The organism is Thalassospira sp. ABL2_045 (genome assembly GCF_056161285.1).
Genome location: NZ_JBSWYV010000018.1, coordinates 46,470 through 69,209, shown reverse-complemented (window position 1 = coordinate 69,209; position 22,740 = coordinate 46,470). Strand labels below are relative to the sequence as shown.

The window sequence follows — 22,740 nt, the reverse complement described above, 5'->3', positions numbered from 1 at the left end:
GGTCTGACAAACAAATAGTCATAAGCCCCGCTTACGCAAGTAGGTTGTCGGGTTTCGGTGACGATTTGAAACCACTTTCCCATAAAGGTACTTGCGGCGCAAACTGCCAACTGCCACCTGGTGCGATCTTGCCCCTGCCCAGAGGCCGTTCGCAACCGGCGGCGGATAGTACGTCGGAAAGCTCCGAAACCTCAAGCCCGCCAACGGATAACAAGCCTTCTTTATCGTAGAGTGCAGGCATGGATGCAAGGGCTGCGCGCGGTAAATTACCAATAAATGGTGCAATTTCACGCAATGCCGCGCGAAAAGGCTTCGTGTGAAACACATCACAAAGCCCAAGCGGCCCGATCCAAAGCCCGCTTTGCTCCGACACCCCCGCCCCATCCGCCCGCCAATCGAAGCGATTATCGAAGCGGACAAGCATGGATTTGCAGAGCGATTCTGTCTCAAGCACCATCGGATCTTTCGCCATGCGGCCAAATTCCCGGTAAACGCAGATCGCGCCTTTGCGGCCATGCAGGACACAGCCGCCAAGACTGATCCGTGCTGTTTCGTCCGCCCCCAGTCGATCCAGCGCGCCATCAAGTTTTTCGTGGGCAGGCATATAGGCAGCCCCACCAACAGTGCGCACCACCTGCCCCAGCGCATGGAGCGCCGCTCCGCGATCACCATCGGCAGACTGCAGAACATCCGGATTAAGGATGGCAACACCATTGGCGTGCAGCGTCACGCCGCCCGCCAGCAGACGCCCGATGCGGTGTTCGAGGCAGTGTCGGGCAGCAGCGTCAGGTTGCGGATCGGCCTCGACGTTGTCCAAGGCGTCATTGGCAAGCGCATTGCGGACACGCACACGTTCAAATTTTTCATCGCGGTTTGACGGGTCTTCGAGCCAGGACTGCTGACGTGCCATCAGGGTTGCGGCAAGATCTGCCTTGGCAACGCCCAGAAGCGGTCGCAGTAATCGGCCATGACGCAAGAACCGGCGTGCTGACATACCGGCCTGCCCCAGCGGTGTCGTGCCCCGGTCGCGGCGCATGGCGATGGTTTCGCGTTGATCCCCGCCGTGATGAGCGACCAGGAGATGGAAAATGCCCGTTTCCTGCATCAGGTCATCAAAAATCTGGTAGCGGGCCTGACGCGCCTTTTCCTGCACCGCACCGGTGGGCTTTGCGCCCTGCCAGAGTTTGGTGATGTGTTCGATCCCATGACGGCCAAGCTCGGCTTTTACCCAGCGGGCTTCGTCGGCTGCTGCCTTGCGCAGGCCGTGATCGACCGTCACCGCGATCAGACGCCCGCCACGGGCCTGACACCAGTCATGGGCCATCAGAGCAAGGGCCATGCTGTCCGCCCCGCCCGAGACACCGACAAGGAGCTTGGGGGCGGCTTCAAACGGCGCAAACGCCGTCATCAGCCGATCAAAGACAACGGCGTCCAGTGGAGTACCACTGGACGCCGTATCGTGATCATATGATGACGTAACGTTGTCGATCATGGAACTGGATTACTGCGGGCAACCGCGATTCTGGCGTTCCTGACGGGCCCGATCGAGAACGACGTTCGAGGCGTTCGGGAAATTGTCGATCAGGTGGCCAAACGCCGTGCAGGCATCTTCATTCTTGCCAAGATTTCCCAGCGACATGCCAAGTTTCAGAAGATTGTCCGGTGCCTTGGTGCTGTCGGGATAGGTCTGGAAACCTTCGGTAAAGGCGATGGCGGCATTTTCATACTGGCCGCGCACGTAATAGGTTTCGCCCAGCCAGTATTGCGCATTGCCCGCAAGCGGATCGTTGGGATGGTTGCTGACGAAATTGCCAAGCGCCTGTTCGGCAGCCTGAAAATCCTGACGGCGCAAAAGACCAAAGGCCTCGCGATATTGTTCTTCGGGCGTGCCGGTAGTGGCCGCCGCCGTCTGGGTTTGCGGTGCTGGCGTATTGGCGGCAGACGTACCACTTGGAATTTGCGGCGGCTGGCCCTCGTTTTCGATCACACCAAACAGCTTGGTGCCACGATCATTAAGCTGTTCGCCTGTACCTGCCCCACCCTGGGCAGACGTTGCGCCCGCATTCGACGCAGTACCGGTGCCCTGCGCAGCATTCCCTGCGGCAAGCGGTGCTGCCGCACCGTCTCCAGCGCCACCAGTGGCGGACACGGCACCGCCTTCAAGCTGGCTTAAGCGGAAATCGATATCGGCGACCAGGCGTTCAAGACGGTCTTCCATCTTGCGAATGCGGAAGTCGAATTCTTCGAGCTGGCCGGTCAGTTGGGTTGTGGCGCGTTCGAGCGCGCTGATCTGGACCTGCTGGCGAGCGGCGGCCGGCGTGGATCCACCCGATGCGCCCGAGGCTGCAGCAGATCCGGCATCCGGGGTGCCTTCGCGATAGACATAGCGCTGCAAGAGATCGAGATCCTTGCGCAGCTGTTCGACCTGACGCGACATGTTGGCGTCTTGTGCGTGGACCGTTTGAGACCCGAGTGATGTCATGCCAAACACGGTGCCGATGGCAAGCGCCATCAGGACATTGCGGCTTCTGGACCGGTTTCTTGGCGAAATGGCGGATCGAACGCGGATCATTTTCGGGTCCTTTGTCGTCAATTCAGTCTTCGAAAGTTCACTATGGAAATACCTGTCGTGACTTTCAAACATTTTCAGGCGGCAAAAATAAGGCGCCTGCCCCGAGCGGGACAGGCGCCTTGATCTTCAAGTCAGGCTTTCACCTGCACGCGCTTAGCGGATAACCGATACAGCGCGGCGGTTTTTCGCCCAGCTTTCTTCGTCATGGCCAAGAGCAACCGGGCGCTCTTTGCCGTAAGAAATCGTTTCAACGCGCGACGGGTCGATGCCCAGAGCGATCAGGTAATCTTTGACCGAGTTTGCGCGACGTTCGCCGAGTGCAAGGTTGTATTCACGGGTGCCGCGTTCGTCGGCATGACCTTCAACAACAACTTTGTACTGCGGATATTTTTTCAGCCAAGCGGCCTGCAGTTCGAGGGTGCGACGTGCTTCACCGGCAAGATCGTATTTATCGAAACCAAAGAAGACGCGGTCACCAACGTTGACAGCGAACCACTCAGGGCTGTTTTCAGCCAGAGAGGTCGAAGACGACGCGCTGGAAGAAGTGCTTGCACCGTCGCCACCAGTGGTCGCCGTGCTATCAGGTGCAGTTTCACATGCAGCCAGAAGAGCGGCAGCAGCAAAAACGCTGAGAATACGAAGTTTCATTTAAGTTTTCCCCTTAACACCGGACGCATTCGCCCGAGGTTGGTGTTTTCCATGTCTCGCGACACCGAAAATGCCCGCGATTAAAGCGAATCGCATTCAGTGCTTCGCGATGACTATACTCTTGAGATTTCAGGGAATCAAGGGCGACCATGCCGGATCCGACCCATCCGCCGGTGTAACGATCTCTCGCTCGTTATAACCGGTAAGATCAATCGAATACAAACGATAGCGATCCTTGGTCCCGTCCCTGGACGGGTGCTGGCGGTAGTACATCAAAACGCGACCGTTCGGCGCCCATGTGGGTCCCTCTACGAGATACCCTTCAGCCAGCAGCCTTTCTCCACTGCCGTCTGGCCGCATGACGCCGATATAATAACGTCCTCCTTCGGATTTGGTGAATGCAATCAGGTCACCGCGCGGCGACCAGACCGGTGTGGCATAACGTCCACCGCCGAAACTGATGCGTTGTGCACCGCCACCATCAGCATTCATCACATAAAGTTGTTGTGCCCCGCTGCGGTCGGAGTTGAACGCAATGCGCGACCCGTCAGGCGAATAGGAAGGCGAAGTATCCACGGCCGGATGACGCGTCAGCTGACGTTTTTCGCGCGTACGCAGGTCGAGACCGTAAATTTCACTGTTCCCGTCAAGCGCTTGCGACATCACAACCGAGTTCCCGTCTGGCGCGAATCGGGGCGCAAAGGTCATTCCCGGAAAATCACCCAGCAATTCCAACTCGCCACTATCAATATCCAGAACATAGACGCGCGGCTTGTCGTTAAAGTACGACATGTAAACCACTTCCTGTGCCGTCGGCGAGAAGCGCGGGTTCAGCACAAGGAACCGGCCATCGGACAGGAAGCGGTGATTGGCACCGTCCTGGTCCATGATGGCCAGACGTTTGGTCCGGTTATCGGCCGGACCACTTTCAGAAACATAAACAACACGCGTATCGAAATAGCCGGTCTCACCGGTGATACGCTTATAGATCTCGTCGGCGATCTTGTGTGCGATCCGGCGCCAGTTGTTGGGCTGCGTGCGATAAGCCACGCCCGACATCTGGGTTTCGGCCAGCACATCCCACAGGCGGAATTCAACACGCAACAGACCATTGGGTTCGGTCACAACACGGCCATTGACCAGTGCCTGTGCATTGATCGCGCGCCATTCGGCAAAGTTCGGGTTCACCGCCAATGACGCCGCACTCTGAATGAATGCCTTTTCATCGATCGGTGAAAACAGCCCGGACCGTTCAAGGTCAGCCGCAATCACCTGGGTGATGTTCTGACCGATTTCGGTTTCAGGAACGCCTTCGCCCGGGAAGCGGGTGACGGCAATTGGCATCGGTGTCAATTCACCCCGGGTGATATCAATCCGGAGCTCCGCCTTTGCCGGCGACATGAACCCGACATTCAGGCCAGCGACAACGGCAAGGGCGCACAGTGCCACGACACTGCTTTTTACCCAAAATCGTTTTTTTGCGTTGGTCTTGATCGTCATCCTGCCTCACTCTTTTCCATGCGTATCAGGAGTTTACCCTTAAAGGCCCAGCATTTCACGCATGTCAAAATTGAACGTGAATGTGCGCCACATTTCGTATTTATCCAGCGGCAGTTTTAGAGGACTGCATTGCGGATTTAGCACTGCTCGAAGGGCGCTTTCTGCGATCGTTCTGCGGGAAGCATCGCCCTGAATTTCGTTGCGGTTGCTGATCCGCGCCTGACGGACGGTGCCGTCCGGGTTGGCGCTGACATGAATTTCAACCGCGAAGTTGCCAGCTTCCTTGGCCCCTGCCGGCGGGCTCCAGCATCTTTCGATCTGACGTTTGACGGCATCAAGCTCGCTCATGGTCAGATTGGCATCAAGACGGGTTGCCACAACCTCGCTGGCATTTTCCTGCGGGGTTTCTTCCTGCTGCGGTTCCGGCGTTGCCTGCGACGTTTCCTTAAGCTTGCTGACATCCTTAAGAACGCTCATCAGATCGCGTTTCTTTGGTTCTTCCTTTTGCGGTTCCGGCTTTGCGACCGGTTCCGGTTTCGGCGGTGTCGGCTTGCTTGCTGGTTTTACAGCGGCAAGTTCGGTCGGCTGCGGTTCCGGCTCGGGCTCTTTTGTGACCTCGGGCGTTGGAACCGGTTCAGGCTTGGGCGCAGGTTCTGGTGTCGGCTCAGGCACGGGTTCCGGTTTTGGTTCGGGTTTCGGCTCTGGCTTGGGTTCCGGTTTGGGCTCTGGCTTTGGCTCGGGTTTTGGTTCCGGCTTCGGCTCGGGCTTGGGTTCCGGTTTCGGGGCCGGTTTGGGTTCTTCTTTCGGTTCGGGCTTTGGCAGAGCCTTGGTCGGGGCAGCAGAAAATTCATCCACCGTCACGACTTCAACCGAAATGGACTGCAAATCCAGCGGTGTTTCATCGAACAGATCGGGCAAGCCAGGCCACGCCACCAGAAACAGCGCAACATGCAAACCAAGCGATATGAGAGCGTAACGCAGCATAATTCGATTACGAATCCCGGGCTGGCAATTCGGCGATCAGGGCCACCTTGGTAAAGCCGGCATCCTTGATCAGGCCCATGACTTCCATCACACGCCCATAATCAATCGCCTTGTCACCGCGCACGAAGATGCGGGTGTCCGCCTTGTTTTCGGTAATGGCCGCGAGCTTTTCGGTCAGGGTGTCCTGGGCGATTTCACTATCCATGATGTAAATAGTGCCCTCGGCCGAAACCGACACCACCAGCGGTTCATCCTGCCCGGTCATCGGGGCCGCACTGGTTTCGGGCAGATCGACCTCGACCCCGACCGTCATCAGCGGGGCTGCGACCATGAAGATCACAAGCAGTACGAGCATGACGTCCACCATCGGGGTGACGTTGATGTCACTCATGGCGGCCCGCCGGTTACCCCGGCGCCCGCGACGGCGTCCTCCGCCTGATTTGGCAAGTTGAGCGCCCATGATCAGTCTCTCGTGTCGTCAAGTTGGCGCGAAAGGATCGAGGAGAACTCGTCCACGAAAGCTTCAAGACGGTTGCTGTAGCGGTTCAGATCGCTGGAAATCTTGTTATAGGCAACCACGGCCGGAATGGCGGCAACAAGGCCCATGGCGGTTGCAAACAGCGCCTCGGCAATACCCGGTGCGACCACTGCCAGCGAGGTGTTTTTGGAAGCTGCAATCGACTGGAACGACACCATGATGCCCCAGACAGTACCGAACAGACCGACAAACGGTGCGGTCGAGCCAACCGATGCCAGGAAGGTCATGTAGCGTTCGACCCGGTCCATTTCGCGACCAAGCGTAATTTCCATGGATTTTTCAAGGCGCTGCTGAAGGCGGGCGCGCATGGTGTCGCCATGGACACCCTTGGCGTTCGAACGGCGCCATTCACGCATGGCCGAGACAAAGATGGCTGACATCGGATCGCGCGGTTGATCGGCGATACGGTCATAGAGGTCTTCAAGTGATCCGCCCGACCAGAAGGCTTCTTCGAAAGTGTGGGCCTGAGCGCGCAGTTTGCGCAGCCGCAGGATTTTTTCGATCACAATCGCCCATACCCAGACAGAAGCCAGCAAAAGCCCGATCATCACCGTTTTGACGACAAGCCCAGCCTGCATGAACAGCCCCCAAAGAGACATGTCATGCGCCATGACCGACTGCCCCAGCGTTACCGCGTCGACCACTTGATTTTCCATATTCCCGTCAGTCCTTTGTCACATCGAGACATCGATTAAATACTGTTCTTAATTCTTCGGGCAGACGTTGTGCCCGAAGTTCTTCCAACGACATGCAGGCGAGATAAATCTCGATCACCACAAGTTCTTCGCCGTCACGCATGATCTTTTGTTCAAAACCAAGCGATGCGCCCCCAAGCTTGATCACCCGGCTTTCGACCGTCAGACGGTCTTCCAACTGTGCGGCACGTCGAAAGTCGAGCGTACAGTGTCGAACGGCTATGGCAACTTTGTGGCGTTCTGCAATATTACGATTGGTAAAGCCCAAGAGGTTAAGCATCGCTGAACGCGCCCGTTCGGCGAAGGCAAGATAATTGGCGTGATAAACGATCCCGCCTGCATCGGTATCTTCGTAATAAACAATAAGCGGATAGATATGCCGATTGCCTTCAAAGCGCCCCAGAAGGGCCTCGTGATCTTTTTGTGACATCAGGAATTTTCCCCCGCCTGCCCGTCAAACAGATCGGAAAGCGGCATGCCGCCCGCTTCGCGCGGCGGTGTGAGTCCGAGATGCTTGAAGCCCTTAACGCCCAGCGTACGCCCGCGCGGGGTACGCTGGATCAGGCCCTGCTGCAGCAGATAGGGCTCAATGACGTCTTCGATGGTATCGCGTTCTTCCGAAAGCGCTGCGGCCAGCGTATCGACCCCGACCGGACCACCGCCATAGTTACTGGCGATACAATTCAGGTAACGCCGGTCCTGACTATCCAGACCAAGATTATCGACCTCAAGCCGGGTTAAGGCTGCATCGGCAATAAATTTATCGACCGGTGATTTTTCGGCAACCGCAGCAAAGTCACGCACGCGGCGCAACAGACGACCGGCAATTCGCGGTGTTCCGCGCGACCGGCGGGCGATTTCCATGGCACCTTCTTCGGTCATCTCGAAATTCAGAAGCTTCGCGCCGCGCGAAACGATGCTGACCAGTTCTTCGGGCTCATAAAACCGCAAGCGCAGCGGAATGCCAAAACGATCGCGCAGCGGGGTCGTCAAAAGGCCCGAACGGGTTGTTGCGCCCACAAGTGTAAAGGGCGGCAAGTCAATACGGACAGAGCGGGCTGCCGGCCCCTCGCCGATGATCAAGTCGAGCTGGAAGTCTTCCATCGCGGGATAAAGGATTTCTTCCACCGCCGGGTTGAGGCGATGGATTTCATCAATGAAAAGCACATCGCGCGGCTGAAGGTTGGTCAGAAGGGCCGCAAGATCACCCGCCTTGGCGATCACAGGGCCGGATGTGGCGCGAAAGCCGACACCAAGTTCACTGGCAACGATTTGCGAAAGGGTTGTTTTGCCAAGCCCCGGGGGCCCGAAGAACAGGACATGGTCCATGGCTTCTTCGCGGGCACTGGCGGCCTTGATGAAGACATCAAGGTTTTCACGCACTTCTTTCTGGCCGGTAAAATCGTCAAGCCGACGGGGACGCAGCGATCCATCCTGCTGGTCTTCTTCGCGACGCTCACCACTGAGCAGACGGTCTTCTTCTTCGCTCACGCGCTAAGCTCCTTTAGTCCCAGACGGATCAGGGTATCAATCGACTTGTCCTCACCCGCCTGCTGGGCGGCCTTGCCCACCGCGCCAAAGGCCTCGGAGCGGCCATAGCCCAGATTGACCAGTGCGGATACCGCGTCCGCCAGAACGACGCTATCATCCACTACCGGTTCTGCCGACGCTGTGTTGGCGCTCACATCCTGTGACGGTTTGCTTGATTTCTTGGTCTTGGCCGCCGGTTTTTCTGGTTCCTCGGCCGGGCTTGTCGGGGCTGCGACCGGACCCAGGTTCAGCTTGGCGGCCTTGTCTTTAAGCTCGCCGACGATGCGGGTTGCGACCTTGGGGCCGATTCCCGGTGCGCGACACAGGGCCGTGGTATCCTGGGCAGCCAGCGCGCGCAAAAGATCGGTCGGGGTCAGCACAGACAGCAGTGCGAGTGCGACTTTGGCGCCAACGCCCTGCACGGTGGTCAAAAGCGCAAACCATTGCTTTTCCGCGTTATCGGCAAAACCATACAGGTGAATGTGATCTTCGCGGACATGGGTTTCGATCATCAACCCGGCATCCCCGCCCTTGGGCGGCAGCATGGAAAGGGTCCGGCGGGAGGCAAAAACCAGATAACCGACACCGTTGACATCAATGATGACGCTGTCTTCGCCGATGAAATCCACAATTCCGCGCAGTTTGGCGATCACCTGTATTTTCTCCCGTTTCGTGTTGGCGGCGCTGCCATCGAATTGGCAAGCGACCGGTTTCCGGCATGTTGCGCGTGACAGATGGCAACCGCAAGAGCATCAGCAGCATCCGGCCCGGTAATGTCACATCCCGGAAGCAGGGTTGAAACCATCATTTCGACCTGCTGTTTGGCGGCATGACCGGCACCGACCACAGTCTTTTTGACGGCATTGGGTGTATATTCCGTTACCGGGATGCCATTGCGCGCTGGCGCAAGCAAGGCAACACCACGCGCCTGCCCCAGTTTCAGGGTGGAAACCGGGTTCTTGTTCACAAAGGTTTCCTCGACCGCGGCCTCGTCCGGTGTCCAGACCTTGATGACTTCGATCAGGCCTGTATGAAGCTGATCAAGGCGTTCGGCCAGTGTGAGCGACTGGGTAGATGTCACCACCCCGTTGGCGACATGGCGCATACGGTTGTTTTCAAAGTCGATGACACCCCAACCGGTGCGCTGCAGACCGGGATCAATCCCGAGCACTCTGACCACTACATCCCCCAAAGAAAACCGGGTTCCAGATACAAAACACCCGCCATTCAAAAGCGAAAGGCGGGTGTTGGCAAATATTAATTAGCTGTCGAGGCCAGCAACGATTTCGTCGGTCCAGTTGACGTTGGTCCAGACATTCTGGACGTCATCGTTGTCTTCGAGAACATCAACAAGCTTCATGATGCTTTGTGCCTGATCGACCGTGATGTCGGCCTCAGTCGTGGCACGGAACACCATCTTGGCACTTTCCGGGTCGCCGAATTTCTCGGTCAGGGCTTCGCGCACGGTATTGAGGTCTTCGATCTCGGTATCGATGATGTGGTTTTCATCATCAGATTCCGCGTTGGCGGCACCGGCTTCAAGTGCTGCTTCGAAGATTTCGTCGGCATCAGCCTTGTCGGCAGGATATACGATCTCACCCAGACGGTTGAACATGAAGCCAACCGAGCCGGTTTCGCCAAGGTTGCCGCCATGTTTCGTGAAAGCAGCACGGACTTCCGATGCGGTACGGTTACGGTTGTCGGTCAGCGCTTCGACGATGACAGCGACACCGGCCGTGCCATAGCCCTCGTAACGGACTTCTTCGTAGTTGTCGCCCTCGCCGGCACCGGTCGCCTTTTTAATCGCGCGATCGATGTTGTCCTTGGGCATGTTCTGTGCGCGGGCAGCAGAGATCGCCGCGCGCAGACGCGGGTTGCTGTCGATATCTTCGCTGATTTTCGCGGCAACGGTGATTTCGCGCGCGAGTTTGGTGAAGATCTTGGCGCGCTTTTTATCCTGCGCACCTTTGCGGTGCATGATGTTCTTAAATTGGGAATGGCCGGCCATAACCTAAAACCTGTCGTCATTGAACTCATTTTGGAACGGTATCGGGCGATACCTCGCCGGTCATACGGGCGTTCCCTGACAGACCAGCCCGTTCGGGCATGCACAGGGTGAGCATTCACATCTGCGACATACGCGAACGAAAATTTCGACCGCTCCTATATCCTGTTTGCCCTGCGAGGTCCAGCCATGCTTGGCAGGAAGCTCAAAAATCGGCGGGAATAGTGCGATTGAAGGGGAACAACTCCTAGCGCGTTTTCAAATCCTATCCGGGGATAGCCACATCCTATACGCGGATAGATGTTGCAGAAACGATGATATTCTTTCATTAATACTCTCTAGAGTAGATACTAAACTAAAGAAGAATACTCTCAGGGGTCCAAGCTGACGCCATCCACACAGGAACCGCGTTTCCTGTGGCGCCAGATACAACCTGAATGGACAAAGAAGCCATCAGGAACAGCAAGGAAACAAAGGTTAGATAGAATGGGAACTAAATTCGGGGTCCAAAGCAAACTATTGATATCGTTTGCTGTGGTAGGATTGATGGCGGTTATTTCTGCCATCGTCGGTGCTGTATCTTTTAACCAGTTCGGTAACGCGCTTCGCACGATTACTGAAGAAAAGCTTCCTCCGATTGCTGCTGCACAGGCACTTGCCACCGGCAGCGCTGAAATTGTCGCAATCGCTCCGCGCATTGTGGCTGCAGCCAATCCGGAAGAAGAGATGGCGATCAATGACGAGCTTGCAGTTCGTCTTGATGAACTCTCTGGGCACATCGCAGAGATCGAGGCAACCGGCTTCATGCCCGCTGTCATCGCAAGCATCAATGACAACCGCGCGCTTCTTGAGGATAACCTCAAACAGCTGCATGCTGTCACGCAGGAACGTTTCCAGATCAGAGATGAAAAGGCTGAGAAGCTGGGCGAATTCCAGAACCTGGCCAAACGGTACGGCGATACCCTGAAACCGGTGTTGTCCTATACCCAGAATGACATCGCCCAGGGCAACGAATATGCCGCGTCCTTTGCCGAAGATCCATCAAAGAAATATGGCGCGGACAAGGATGAGATCCTTGAGTCCTTCCAGAAATTCGCAAGCGCGATTGAAACCCGCAGCCCGGTCCTAGATATCGAACGTGCAGGTGCGAACGCATCAAACATGATCATCGCCAGCACGACGGAAACCCAGGCCGTACGCCTGTCGATCATTCCGGTGCGTATTCGCGGGACGTATACCGATGCGCTGAGCAAACTTGACGAACTTGATAACGATCGCCTCAAGGCTTTCTATGTCGATCTGATCGACAAGATGCAGAAGCTGTCGGTTGGCGATGGCAGCCTGCCTGATCTTCGCAAGCGTGAACTTGAAGCAACCGAGAAAAGCCAGGCGCTTGTTGTGCAGAGTGGCGAATATGCAAATGCGATGCGTAACAGCGTTGCCGAACTGGTTGCCGGTCTGAGTGCCGAAGTTGATCAGGCGGCCACACAGGCATCGGTTGTTGAAGAACAGAGCCTGACCGTGCTGACTGCTGTAGCAGCGATTGGTGTTGTGATTTCGCTTCTGATTTATGTTCTGTATGTTCGTGGCAACGTCCTGCGTCGCCTTGGTCTTTTGCAGAAAACCATGGTCCAGCTTGCCGATGGTAATCTTGAGGTCGCGGTCCCGGCCAAAGGCAATGATGAAATCAGTGCCATGGGTCGTGCGGTCGAGGTGTTCAAAAAGAACGCCCTTAAAGTGCAGGAAATGCAGGCCGAGGAAGAGCGCCTTAATCACGAACGCAACGAAGCGCTTCGTGACGAGCTTCTCGCACTTGCTGATACGCTTCAGAACGAAGTTGAAAGTGCTGTGAATGAAATCGCAGCCCTTGGAGACCAGCTTCAGGGTGTTTCGGGTCAGATGACCTCGAGTGCGGAACTGGTTTCCGGCCAGACCGAAGACGTTGCCAGTTCTGCCCAGGAAGCAACCGGCAATGTTGAAACGGTTGCGGCCGCGACCGAACAGCTGTCGGCGTCGAATGCGGAAATCAACCGTCAGATGGCGGAATCGACCCGTATCTCGAACGAGGCAGCCAACCGTGCCGAGGAAACCAACGAACTGGTCAACAGCCTGTCGCAATCTGCAGACCGCATTGGTGAAGTGATCGCCTTGATCACCGACATTGCAGAGCAGACCAACCTGCTTGCGCTTAACGCCACCATCGAGGCGGCCCGTGCCGGCGATGCAGGCAAGGGCTTTGCGGTTGTCGCGGCCGAGGTCAAAAACCTTGCCAACCAGACAGAAAAAGCCACCGAGGAAATTTCGGGCCAGATTTCTGGCATTCAGAAAGCCACCGGTGCGTCTGTTACCGCCATCGGCGATATTGGCCGCATCATTGAAAACATCAATGAAATCGCGACCACCATCTCCGCTGCGGTTGAAGAACAGGGTGCTGCCACCGACGAAATCACGCGCAACGTCCGTGGTGCGGCAGACCGTACCCGTTCTGTTTCGTCCTCGATCACGGAAGTTGCCAATGAAACCAGTAAGACCGGCGAACTTTCCGGTCAGGTTCTGGCAACGGCACAGGATGCCTCCGAGAAGGTCGAAAGCCTTCGTTCACGGATCAACGGCATTCTCGATGATCTGCGTAAACAGGCGCATGACCGCGCGGCTTCCTGAGCCCATTCACCACATAACCTCAAAAGGCCCGCCAATTGGTGGGCCTTTTTGTTGGCGAGCGGCATTGAAAATGCCCCTTTTTCGGCCTGAAGCATTGTCCAAGCAGCAAAACAATGACCACGATTCAATACCCAAATCTATACAGGCGCACAGGTTCCCTCGAAAACCAATGATCGCGGCGTGGTTACTATGTTATAGCTGACGCTAATAATAATAAATCAGGCCCCAGTTTTCCCGTAATCCTGTGCGGGGCAGGAAGCGGTATCCCCAAAATGTGGCTTGGAAGGGAACAAACGTTCAAACGACGTACATACATGCGTCGGCACGAGGCTGTGTTGGCGCTTGTCTCTTTGGTCTATGGGGTAAGTTGAATATGGCTTTAAGTATCAAGCGCGGCGCCAAGCCGTCTTCGCCAAAAAAGAAGAAAACAAAAAAGACGAACAAAGCTGGACTGGGCGTGCGTGAAAAGTTGGCAGGCGCCTTCTTTCTTGTCGGTCTGATTGCAATCCTGGCTGCGGCCGTATCGGTCTTCTCTTTTACGAAATTCGGCAACCAGCTTGACAAGATCGCCTATGAGCAACTTCCGCCGATGTTTGCGGCTCAGCAGCTCGCCACCACCAGCGCAAAAATTGTCGCTTCTGCACCGCGGATCGTCGCCGCATCGACCGTTGAAGAAGAACAAGCGGTCAAGGCCGATCTGGACGTGATGCTGACGAATTTGGAAAGCAATCTTGCGGTGCTTGCCGATTCCGGCCTTCCGGAACAAACACTTGCCGTGATTGAAGACAATGGTCATAGCCTTGCCGAAGCCCTGCAGGAACTTCATGACACCACGATCGAACGTTTTGAAGTCGCGGGCGAGCTGTCGGACTCGATTTCAAAGTTCCAGCAGTTGACCGGTAAATTCAATTCGATGATCCAGCCAATCCTGTCGGCATCCCAGACCAATATCACCGCTGTGACCAGCCAAGTGCATGACCTGCGTCAGTCAGGTGCGTTTATGACCCAGGAACAGGAAAACTCGATCAAGGGTTTGCTATTCAAACTTGATGAACTGATGGCGGCCCAGGCGCCGATCACGCGACTGGCCAACAATGGCGCGGAAATCAGTAACACGGTTCTTTCGGCGGCCTCGTCGAATGACCGCATGCAGCTTCGCGTCATGGGGGTTCAGGTGCGTGGTGCGGTTGGTGTTGTTGCCAACACGATTGCCGAGCTTGAGAACGAGAAACTCAAGAAGTTCTACGAAGGCCTTCTTGGCGATATCAAGAAACTGTCGATGGGACGCAAAAGCATCTCGTCATTGCGCAGCAAGGAACTGAAACTTGCTGACGAACAGATCGACATTGTTGAAGACAGCGCCGAATTTGCCGCTGCCATGGAAGACGGCGTGAACGCGCTCGTTGGCGACCTTCAGTCGGGCGTGGACAAATCGGCTGACGCTGCAAGCACTCTGACCCAGCAGAGCTCAGTCGTGATGTACGGGGTTGGTGCGGCGGCGATTGTGATCCCGCTTTTGATCTATCTGATCTATGTGCGGGGCAACCTGTTGCGTCGTCTGGCTGGTCTGCAGAAATCGATGATCTCGCTGGCAGACGGTGACCTTGACGCATCGGTTCCGTCCGCTGGCAGTGACGAGATTTCTGCCATGGGCCGGGCGGTTGATGTGTTCAAGGCAAACGCCATCAAGGTCCGCGACATGCAGGCCGAGGAAGAGCGTCTGAACCGCGAACGCAACGAAGCGCTGCGTGATGAGTTGCTGTCACTTGCCGATACCCTTCAGGGTGAGGTCGAAAGTGCGGTGAACGAGATCGCGACCCTTGCTGAACAGCTGCAAGGCGTTTCCGGTCAGATGACCGACAGTGCCGAACTGGTTTCCGGGCAGAGTGACGAAGTGTCGAAATCTGCTGACGAAGCCACCGGCAATGTTGAAACGGTTGCAGCTGCGACCGAACAACTGTCGGCGTCAAATTCTGAAATCAATCGTCAGATGGCGGAATCAACCCGCATTTCCAACGAGGCATCCAGCCGGGCACAGGAAACCAACGAACTGGTTCATAGCCTGTCGCAGTCTGCCGACCGCATCGGTGAAGTCATCGCACTGATCACCGACATTGCCGAGCAGACCAACCTTCTGGCCCTTAACGCAACCATCGAGGCCGCCCGTGCGGGCGATGCCGGCAAAGGCTTTGCGGTTGTGGCAGCCGAGGTCAAAAACCTTGCCAACCAGACCGAAAAGGCAACCGAGGAAATTTCCGGCCAGATTTCCGGCATTCAGAAAGCCACCGGTGAATCGGTCAATGCCATCGGTGATATCGGTCGCATCATTGAAAACATCAATGAAATTGCCACCACCATCTCGGCTGCGGTCGAGGAACAGGGGGCTGCCACTGACGAGATCACGCGCAACGTGCGCGGGGCCGCGGACCGGACCCGTTCGGTTTCGGCTTCGATCAACGAAGTGGCAAATGAAACCAGCAAAACCGGCGAATTGTCCGGCCAGGTTCTGGCCACCGCACAGGATGCCTCCGAAAAGGTTGAAAACCTGCGTTCGCGGATCAACGGTATTCTGGATGATCTGCGCAAACAGGCACATGACCGCGCGGCGATTTGAAGACCGAACTGAAAAGTTCCTGATGAGAAGGGCCTGCCATTTGGCGGGCCCTTTTCGTATGACGGACCGGATTGACGCGTTTTTACCCTTGCCATGATATGAGGCGTGAATTGGCCGATCATAGTCGCTTCAAAATACCCGGCAAAGCCCTGCAATACCACAATCTATACATCTGTTTAGGGCGAAAACGCCTGCCCTGTTTGCATCAGCCATGCTATATCCGTCGCAACAATTATATAACAGCCGCTTTATCTGCGGTCCTGCCGCCCCACGATCTGGCAGACCGTCCTCCCTTAAAGAGGCCCATCCGGGGAAGCAATATCCGAGAAAACCGCGATACGAGCGTCGGCACAGATCTGTGTCGGCACTGGACTAATTTGTCTATGGGACACCAGAAATTATGGGATTTAACTTTAAACGCAGCCCCCGACCGTCGCCATCACGCAAAATCGGAAAAGCAGGACTTGGAGTGCGCGGAAAGCTTGCCGGTGCATTCTTCCTCGTCGGCCTGATTGCCATTCTTGCTGCCTCTGTATCGGTCTTCTCATTCAATAAGTTTGGTGTTCAGCTTGATGAAATCACCAACACCCAGTTGCCCCCAATGTTCATTGCCCAGCAACTGGCAACAGACAGTGTAAAAGTTGTCGCATCTGCCCCGCGCATCGTTGCGGCATCTTCGCCCAACGAGGAACAAGTCGTCAAAATTGAACTCGATATGCTACTAGACAACCTGCGCGAAAAACTTGATCAACTGGCAAATTCCGGACTGCCCCGAGCATCCTTGTCGATTATCGAGGAAGACGGACAGAATCTTGCCGACAACCTCGACACATTGCACGACGCAACCCTGCGCCGTTTTGATATGGCTGGCAAGTTGGCAGAGAGCATCAACGCGTTTCAGGCGCTGAATAACAAATACAATTCCATGCTCAAACCGTTGCTGGGAATGTCGCAAAGTCAGATCAACGGCATTGGTGCTCAGCTTGATGATATCCGCAAAAATGCCGATTTTCTAACAGATGACCAGAAAACACTTGGTACCGATCTTGCGATTAAGCTTGATGATGCGATCGCCTCGCGTGAGCCTGTGATTGAGCTGTCGAAACTTGGTAGTGATCTGGCAAACATCGTTCTGGGGGCTGCATCAAACAGCGACCAGACACGTCTGAAAATACTTGGCGTGCAAATCCGCGGAACAATCGACACGATCGAAACTCTGATCGGCAGCCTTGAGAATGCGCGGATTCAAAGTTTCTATGCGGACTTGCTGAAAGATATCAAACCGCTGGCGGTTGGCTCTGACAGCATTCCTTCCTTGCGCATTGCGGAATTGCAACTTGCCAAGGAACAGTCCGATATCGTTTTACAAAGTGCTGAATATGCGACCGCCATGGAAAGCGGTGTGAATGCCCTGGTCGGATCGCTGCAAAACGGTGTTGACCGTTCAGCGGCGACGGCAAAAGTACTGAACGCCCAAAGTACATATGCGATGTACGCCGTTGGAGTTGCAGCCATTTTTCTGCCGCTTCTGATCTTTGTTCTTTATGTGCGTGGCAGCCTGCTGCGTCGTTTGGCTGGTTTGCAAAAAACTATGGTATCATTGGCCGATGGTGATCTTGATGTTGCTGTTCCTTCCCAGGGCAATGACGAAATCACCGCAATGGGTCGTGCGGTTGAGGTCTTTAAGGAAAATGCTATCAAGGTCCGTGATATGCAGGCCGAGGAAGAGCGCCTTAACCGTGAACGTAACGAAGCTTTGCGCGATGAACTTCTGAACCTTGCAGACACGCTGCAGGACGAAGTGGAAACCGCCGTCAATGAAATTGCCGCCCTTGGCGAGCAGCTTCAAGGCGTTTCAGGTCAGATGAGCCAAAGTGCGGAACTGGTCTCCAATCAGAGCGAAGATGTTTCAAACTCGGCCGAAGAAGCAACCGGCAATGTTGAAACCGTTGCATCAGCAACCGAACAGCTTTCAAGCTCAAACGCGGAAATTAACCGTCAAATGGCGGAAACCACCCGCATTTCGAACGAAGCTGCCCAACGGGCTCAACACACCAACGAACTGGTCCATAGCCTGTCGCAGTCGGCTGGCCGTATTGGCGAAGTGATCGCACTCATCACCGACATTGCCGAGCAGACCAACCTGCTGGCCCTTAACGCGACCATCGAGGCCGCGCGTGCTGGTGATGCCGGCAAGGGCTTTGCGGTTGTGGCCGCCGAGGTCAAAAACCTTGCCAACCAGACCGAAAAAGCGACCGAGGAAATCTCGGGACAGATCACCGGCATTCAGAAAGCCACCGGTGAATCCGTCAGTGCGATTGGCGAGATCGGCTCGATCATTGATAGCCTCAATGAGATTGCCACGACCATCTCGGCTGCGGTTGAGGAACAAGGTGCTGCCACCGACGAGATCACGCGCAACGTGCGTGGTGCGGCGGACCGAACACGCGCCGTATCCGCATCGATTGCCGAGGTTGCCAATGAAACCGGCCGTACCGGCCAGTTGTCTGGTGAAGTTCTGACCACCTCGCGGTCGGCATCGGAGAAAGTCAGCGAAATGCGCACCCGCATTTCCAGCATTCTTGATGATCTGCGCCAGCAGGCCCGCGATCGCGCCGCCTGATCAGAACGCTACATCTGAAATGACAAAGGCCCGCCATCTGGCGGGCCTTTGTCTATGGGCTGGGTGGTAAACCGAGACAACCTATTGAGGTTCCACATCTAGGCGCTGGGCCAGCTGCCTTTAAGGCGTCCACCGATACGCACCGGCTCGATCCGTTTGGCAAGGCCGGTCTTGTCATCGGTTTCGACAAAAACACCGCACACCGTTGCCGGGCCATCTGCGGGTTCAAACCGGCCGGATGGCATCTTGGTGATAAATTTGCGGACCGAATTTTCCTTTTTCATGCCGATGACAGAATCAAAGTCACCGCACATGCCAACATCGGTCTGATAGGCCGTGCCACGTGGCAGGATCTGGGCATCAGCGGTCGGCACATGGGTGTGGGTTCCCAGCACAAGCGACGCCCGCCCATCACAATGATGGCCAAACGCCATTTTTTCGGACGTGGTTTCTGCATGGAAATCAAGGATCACGGCATCGACATTCTTGCCAAGCTTGTGCTTGGAAAACAGCTTGTCCGCGCCCTGGAACGGGCAGGACAGCGGATCCATGAACAGGCGGCCCATCATGTTAATGACGCAGACCTTCTTGCCCGACTTGGTTTTAAAAACGTAATCGCCATTGCCCGGCGTGCCATCGGGGAAGTTCCAGGGACGCAGCAGTTTTTCATCTTCGTCGATATAGGCGATGATTTCGCGCTGATCCCAGACATGGTTGCCAGTGGTCAGGACATCCGCACCAGCGGCATAGAATTCCTTGCAGATCTTTGCCGTCACGCCAAAGCCATGGGCTGCGTTTTCGACATTCACCACCGCGATATCAACCAACAAACGGTCGCGTAACATGGGGAGCGCTTCGAGCGCTGCCTTACGTCCGGTTTGCCCCAGAACGTCGCCAAGATGAAGTAAACGCATTGTGTTTCCTGTATTGCGTCAGCCAGCAGGCAGACATGTTTCGTTTTATGCACCCTGCCCCGGGACGCATGACCGGCATCGCGAAATGGAAAAGGGAATATAATCGGGAGCCACCGCTGCCGTTGGCCATTTGGTAATTCCTCGTGACCTGCAGGTGCAGGTGGGCGCCGTATAACCAGACCACGGCCTGGCAAGGGACAGCTCCCTAGAGAAATGAGCATCGGCCCCGGGAATTAGCGAACCTGACGAACAGGGCAGCCCCCTTGATGCTGTGTTCTTGATCGCCGCGAACGGCGCATCGCAAACTGTCAGCGACCGGAACTTAGTCTTCGACCATCTGAATTTCAAGTAGATTGCGTGAATTCACTACAAGGTGAAAGCAGCCATGCAACAGGTGAATGACCGTCTTGTCAGTCCTTGTTCAGGCGATCAGCAAGCGCTTCGACCCGCTCGGCCATGTTTTCGATATTATCGGCCAGCGCGTCACCTTCTGCGGCTGTGAGGCTGCCAGGTTCAGGCTCGGAAGCCAGGCTGGCAGGTTTATCGAGTTTTTCGTGGGCCATGCCCAGTTCATCGGCAATCAGAAGACTGGTCATGACCAGAAGGCGCTGTTCACCGATTTGACCAACCGCGTCCGAGATTTCCTTGACCCGTTCGTCAACATATCCGGCAAGCGCGTGAATGCGATCTTCCTGACCGTCGTCACATGCGATGTCGTAGCTGCGACCGTTAATGCGAATGGAAACCTGTGCCATGGTTATGCCTGTTTCTTTGCGGGTTCTTCATCAAGGACGAGTTTGAGTTGATCAACAGCCCCGTCAAGGCGGTTTGAAACCGTCTCGGTGGTGCGGCTCAGCCGGTCGTAATCTTCGCGAAGCTCTGAGAGCTGTCCGCGCAGGGCTTCGACCTCTGCGGTGTCTGCATTGGCATCCTGGCTTTTGGCCTCGATTGCCGACTCCGCAACCATTTCAAGACGTTCCAATGCTGCTTTCAGCCGATCACTTGCCTGTTGCAACCGCGACATGATCCTACCCGAATGTTTGCTGTTTACCCAAATATCACAGACATGAAGTGTCTGCTGCGACTCATCTGATGGCGATCAGACCCGTCGAAGATGTCATGATCATGGCTGATTTAACATCACAGATTCCGATCAACAACCGTTTTGCCCGATCACAATTAAAAGTGAGCGGGTGATAAAACGAAGAACCCCGTCAAAACCTGGAGAGGATATCGCCAACGGATCGGCAAAACCCACAACTGGACACGGCAATTGCCGATATGGTTAATCTGAATCCGGATAACTTGGCAGTTTTTCGATAGAAGCGGTTGACGTATGCCCCCTGTAAGGGCATCTTCCGCGCGAATTCCGTTAATAAATGGAAAAGTGTTTTCATCGCCCGACCGCGAAACCCCCAGGAACCGCATCACATGACGACGCAAGCAGAACACAACCGCATGGCCAATGCCATCCGCTTCCTCTCGGCAGACGCTGTTGAGAAAGCCAAATCCGGTCACCCGGGCATGCCGATGGGCATGGCAGACGTTGCGACTGTTCTTTATACCAAATTCTTGAAATTCGATCCGAAGCACCCGAACTGGCCGGACCGCGACCGTTTCATCCTGTCCGCAGGTCACGGTTCGATGCTTCTTTATTCGCTTCTGCACCTGACCGGGTACGAAGACTTCGATCTTGATCAGATCAAGAATTTCCGTCAGATGGGCTACCGCACCGCGGGTCACCCGGAATACGGCCACGGCGAAGGCATCGAAACCACCACTGGCCCGCTGGGTCAGGGTATTGCAACCTCTGTCGGCTTCGCCCTTGGCGAGCGCATCATGAATGCCCGTTTCGGCGACAGCGTTGTTGATCACTTCACCTATGTGATTGCCGGTGACGGTTGCCTGATGGAAGGTATTTCGCAGGAAGCCATTTCGATGGCTGGTCACATGAAACTGTCGAAACTCATCGTTCTGTTCGATGACAACGGCATTTCGATTGATGGCCCGACCTCGCTTTCGACCTCGGAAGATCACAAGAAGCGCTTTGAAGCCGCTGGCTGGGATGTTCAGCAGATTGACGGCCACGATCCGGCCGCGATCAAAGCCGCCATTGCCAAAGCCAAAACCACCAACACCCCGTCGATGATTGCGTGTAAAACCCAGATCGGGTTCGGCGCACCGACCAAAGCGGGTACCTCGGCAACCCACGGTGCCGCCCTTGGCGCCGAAGAACTTGCCGGCATGCGCGAGAAACTGGATTGGGGTTACGAGCCGTTCGATATCCCGGCCGACATCCGTGACGCATGGCTTGCAGCTGGCGCACGTGGTACTGAGGACTTTAACGCTTGGGGTGCACGTTTCGATGGTCTCGAAGCAGCCCTTAAGGACGAGTTCGAACGTCGTATTGAAGGCAAGCTTCCGGAAAACTGGATCGAAGCGTTCAACGACTACAAAAAGCAGATCACCGAAGACAAGCCGAAGGTCGCCACCCGTAAGGCATCCGAGAATGTTCTCGAAGTGCTGACCAAGGCGATCCCGGAAATGATCGGCGGCTCTGCCGACCTGACCGGTTCGAACAACACCAAGACCAGTGTTCAGGCACCGATCACCGCTGATGGCGGCTATGAAGGTGCGTATATCTATTACGGTATCCGTGAACACGGTATGGCAGCAGCCATGAACGGTCTGGCGCTGCATGGTGGCGTTCTGCCCTATGGCGGGACCTTCCTGGTCTTCACTGACTATTGCCGCCCGGCAATCCGTCTTTCGGCGCTGATGAACCAGCGCGTTGTTTACGTCATGACCCACGATTCCATCGGTCTTGGCGAAGACGGCCCGACCCACCAGCCGGTCGAACATGTCGCGTCGCTGCGTGCCATGCCGAACGTGACCGTGATCCGCCCGGCCGATGCGGTTGAAACCGCCGAAGCATGGGCAATGTCGATCACCAACGAAAGCGGCCCGACTGTTCTGGCGCTTACCCGTCAGGGTCTGCCGGTTCTGCGTACCGAGTATCGTGAAGACAACCTTGTCGCACGTGGCGGTTACGTGATTTCCGATTGCGATGGCGACCGCCAGGTCACCCTGATCGCGACCGGTTCGGAAGTCGAGATCGCGGTTGATGCACAGGCCAAGCTGAAAGCAGACGGCATCAATGCTGCTGTTGTTTCGCTGCCGAGCTGGGAGCTGTTTGACGCCCAGTCGCCGGAATACCGCAAGGACGTTCTGGGCAGCGCACCGCGCGTTGCCATCGAAGCGCTTTCGGTCTTTGGCTGGGAAAAATATGTTGGCGACAACGGCAAGGTTGTCGGCATGCACGGATTTGGTGCCTCGGCACCGGCCCCGGTCCTTTACGAGCATTTCGGCATCACCGCCGACGCGCTGGTCAAAGCGGCCAAGGAACTGGTTTAATTTACAGGGCCGGATCGGTAACATGCCGATCCGGCCTTTTTT

Annotated in this window: 19 protein-coding genes and 1 other RNA gene; 4 read left to right on the top strand and 16 right to left on the bottom strand. The window is 55.9% G+C overall.

Annotated features, from left to right (window positions below):
- Positions 1–31 precede the first annotated feature (31 nt).
- The 12 genes from tilS to ACXAIA_RS19215 all read right to left on the bottom strand — a co-directional run bounded on the left by tilS (position 32) and on the right by ACXAIA_RS19215 (position 10,475).
- Positions 32–1,492 carry a tRNA lysidine(34) synthetase TilS gene (gene tilS, locus ACXAIA_RS19270; RefSeq protein WP_475350782.1) on the bottom strand — a complete coding sequence of 487 codons (1,461 nt, stop codon included), beginning with the start codon at positions 1,490–1,492 and terminating at the stop codon, positions 32–34.
- A 9-nt stretch (positions 1,493–1,501) separates the two neighbouring features.
- On the bottom strand, positions 1,502–2,572 hold the full coding sequence (gene ybgF / locus ACXAIA_RS19265; protein ID WP_475350781.1) for a tol-pal system protein YbgF: 1,071 nt from the start codon (positions 2,570–2,572) through the stop codon (positions 1,502–1,504).
- 153 nt (positions 2,573–2,725) lie between these two features.
- Positions 2,726–3,220, bottom strand: a complete 495-nt coding sequence (gene pal / locus ACXAIA_RS19260; RefSeq protein ID WP_167721617.1) for a peptidoglycan-associated lipoprotein Pal — start codon at positions 3,218–3,220, stop codon at positions 2,726–2,728.
- Between the two features lie 129 nt (positions 3,221–3,349).
- On the bottom strand, positions 3,350–4,720 hold the full coding sequence (gene tolB / locus ACXAIA_RS19255) for a Tol-Pal system beta propeller repeat protein TolB (RefSeq protein WP_475346324.1): 1,371 nt from the start codon (positions 4,718–4,720) through the stop codon (positions 3,350–3,352).
- 39 nt (positions 4,721–4,759) lie between these two features.
- Positions 4,760–5,704: an energy transducer TonB gene (locus ACXAIA_RS19250; RefSeq protein ID WP_475350780.1), complete on the bottom strand. Its 945-nt coding sequence runs from the start codon at positions 5,702–5,704 to the stop codon at positions 4,760–4,762.
- Between the two features lie 7 nt (positions 5,705–5,711).
- Positions 5,712–6,164, bottom strand: a complete 453-nt coding sequence (gene tolR / locus ACXAIA_RS19245) for a protein TolR (protein WP_475350779.1) — start codon at positions 6,162–6,164, stop codon at positions 5,712–5,714.
- Between the two features lie 2 nt (positions 6,165–6,166).
- A complete protein-coding gene (gene tolQ, locus ACXAIA_RS19240; protein WP_167721624.1) occupies positions 6,167–6,898 on the bottom strand; it encodes a protein TolQ in 732 nt (243 codons plus the stop codon).
- A gap of 7 nt (positions 6,899–6,905) precedes the next feature.
- A complete protein-coding gene (locus tag ACXAIA_RS19235; protein ID WP_475350778.1) occupies positions 6,906–7,367 on the bottom strand; it encodes a YbgC/FadM family acyl-CoA thioesterase in 462 nt (153 codons plus the stop codon).
- A complete protein-coding gene (gene ruvB, locus ACXAIA_RS19230) occupies positions 7,367–8,428 on the bottom strand; it encodes a Holliday junction branch migration DNA helicase RuvB (protein ID WP_475350777.1) in 1,062 nt (353 codons plus the stop codon). The genes ACXAIA_RS19235 and ruvB overlap by 1 nt, the downstream gene beginning before the upstream one ends.
- Positions 8,425–9,120 carry a Holliday junction branch migration protein RuvA gene (gene ruvA / locus ACXAIA_RS19225; protein WP_475350776.1) on the bottom strand — a complete coding sequence of 232 codons (696 nt, stop codon included), beginning with the start codon at positions 9,118–9,120 and terminating at the stop codon, positions 8,425–8,427. The genes ruvB and ruvA overlap by 4 nt, the downstream gene beginning before the upstream one ends.
- Complete coding sequence (gene ruvC, locus ACXAIA_RS19220) at positions 9,117–9,647, bottom strand: crossover junction endodeoxyribonuclease RuvC (RefSeq protein WP_475350775.1); 531 nt, start codon at positions 9,645–9,647, stop codon at positions 9,117–9,119. The genes ruvA and ruvC overlap by 4 nt, the downstream gene beginning before the upstream one ends.
- A gap of 81 nt (positions 9,648–9,728) precedes the next feature.
- Complete coding sequence (locus tag ACXAIA_RS19215; RefSeq protein ID WP_475350774.1) at positions 9,729–10,475, bottom strand: YebC/PmpR family DNA-binding transcriptional regulator; 747 nt, start codon at positions 10,473–10,475, stop codon at positions 9,729–9,731.
- 483 nt (positions 10,476–10,958) lie between these two features.
- Between ACXAIA_RS19215 and ACXAIA_RS19210 the strand changes: the two genes are divergently transcribed.
- The 3 genes from ACXAIA_RS19210 to ACXAIA_RS19200 all read left to right on the top strand — a co-directional run bounded on the left by ACXAIA_RS19210 (position 10,959) and on the right by ACXAIA_RS19200 (position 18,370).
- Complete coding sequence (locus ACXAIA_RS19210) at positions 10,959–13,133, top strand: methyl-accepting chemotaxis protein (RefSeq protein WP_475350773.1); 2,175 nt, start codon at positions 10,959–10,961, stop codon at positions 13,131–13,133.
- A 457-nt stretch (positions 13,134–13,590) separates the two neighbouring features.
- Positions 13,591–15,747 (top strand): methyl-accepting chemotaxis protein, encoded by a 2,157-nt coding sequence (locus tag ACXAIA_RS19205; RefSeq protein ID WP_475350772.1) that lies wholly within the window; start codon positions 13,591–13,593, stop codon positions 15,745–15,747.
- Between the two features lie 469 nt (positions 15,748–16,216).
- The gene (locus ACXAIA_RS19200) at positions 16,217–18,370 is read left to right on the top strand and encodes a methyl-accepting chemotaxis protein (protein ID WP_475350771.1); all 2,154 of its coding nucleotides are present in this window, start codon (positions 16,217–16,219) and stop codon (positions 18,368–18,370) included.
- A gap of 98 nt (positions 18,371–18,468) precedes the next feature.
- Here the strand turns inward: ACXAIA_RS19200 and ACXAIA_RS19195 are convergent, their stop codons facing one another.
- From ACXAIA_RS19195 to ACXAIA_RS19180, 4 genes are all read right to left on the bottom strand, one after another.
- Positions 18,469–19,284: a TIGR00282 family metallophosphoesterase gene (locus tag ACXAIA_RS19195; protein ID WP_475350770.1), complete on the bottom strand. Its 816-nt coding sequence runs from the start codon at positions 19,282–19,284 to the stop codon at positions 18,469–18,471.
- Between the two features lie 103 nt (positions 19,285–19,387).
- Positions 19,388–19,548: non-coding RNA, 6S RNA (gene ssrS, locus ACXAIA_RS19190), on the bottom strand.
- Positions 19,549–19,694: 146 nt separating this feature from the next.
- The gene (locus ACXAIA_RS19185; RefSeq protein ID WP_475350769.1) at positions 19,695–20,039 is read right to left on the bottom strand and encodes a cell division protein ZapA; all 345 of its coding nucleotides are present in this window, start codon (positions 20,037–20,039) and stop codon (positions 19,695–19,697) included.
- A gap of 2 nt (positions 20,040–20,041) precedes the next feature.
- Positions 20,042–20,308 carry a hypothetical protein gene (locus ACXAIA_RS19180; protein WP_475350768.1) on the bottom strand — a complete coding sequence of 89 codons (267 nt, stop codon included), beginning with the start codon at positions 20,306–20,308 and terminating at the stop codon, positions 20,042–20,044.
- Between the two features lie 407 nt (positions 20,309–20,715).
- On the opposite strand from ACXAIA_RS19180, the gene tkt reads away from it, so the two are divergent.
- Positions 20,716–22,698: a transketolase gene (gene tkt, locus ACXAIA_RS19175; protein WP_475350767.1), complete on the top strand. Its 1,983-nt coding sequence runs from the start codon at positions 20,716–20,718 to the stop codon at positions 22,696–22,698.
- Positions 22,699–22,740: the final 42 nt, after the last annotated feature.

Excerpts from the sequence above, each read along its gene's own strand:
- tilS (WP_475350782.1), bottom strand. The coding sequence starts at position 1,492 with ATGATCGACAACGTTACGTCATCATATGATCACGATACGGCGTCCAGT.
- ybgF (WP_475350781.1), bottom strand. The coding sequence starts at position 2,572 with ATGATCCGCGTTCGATCCGCCATTTCGCCAAGAAACCGGTCCAGAAGC.
- pal (WP_167721617.1), bottom strand. The coding sequence starts at position 3,220 with ATGAAACTTCGTATTCTCAGCGTTTTTGCTGCTGCCGCTCTTCTGGCT.
- tolB (WP_475346324.1), bottom strand. The coding sequence starts at position 4,720 with ATGACGATCAAGACCAACGCAAAAAAACGATTTTGGGTAAAAAGCAGT.
- ACXAIA_RS19250 (WP_475350780.1), bottom strand. The coding sequence starts at position 5,704 with ATGCTGCGTTACGCTCTCATATCGCTTGGTTTGCATGTTGCGCTGTTT.
- tolR (WP_475350779.1), bottom strand. The coding sequence starts at position 6,164 with ATGGGCGCTCAACTTGCCAAATCAGGCGGAGGACGCCGTCGCGGGCGC.
- tolQ (WP_167721624.1), bottom strand. The coding sequence starts at position 6,898 with ATGGAAAATCAAGTGGTCGACGCGGTAACGCTGGGGCAGTCGGTCATG.
- ACXAIA_RS19235 (WP_475350778.1), bottom strand. The coding sequence starts at position 7,367 with ATGTCACAAAAAGATCACGAGGCCCTTCTGGGGCGCTTTGAAGGCAAT.
- ACXAIA_RS19215 (WP_475350774.1), bottom strand. The coding sequence starts at position 10,475 with ATGGCCGGCCATTCCCAATTTAAGAACATCATGCACCGCAAAGGTGCG.
- ACXAIA_RS19210 (WP_475350773.1), top strand. The coding sequence starts at position 10,959 with ATGGGAACTAAATTCGGGGTCCAAAGCAAACTATTGATATCGTTTGCT.
- ACXAIA_RS19195 (WP_475350770.1), bottom strand. The coding sequence starts at position 19,284 with ATGCGTTTACTTCATCTTGGCGACGTTCTGGGGCAAACCGGACGTAAG.
- ACXAIA_RS19185 (WP_475350769.1), bottom strand. The coding sequence starts at position 20,039 with ATGGCACAGGTTTCCATTCGCATTAACGGTCGCAGCTACGACATCGCA.
- ACXAIA_RS19180 (WP_475350768.1), bottom strand. The coding sequence starts at position 20,308 with ATGTCGCGGTTGCAACAGGCAAGTGATCGGCTGAAAGCAGCATTGGAA.
- tkt (WP_475350767.1), top strand. The coding sequence starts at position 20,716 with ATGACGACGCAAGCAGAACACAACCGCATGGCCAATGCCATCCGCTTC.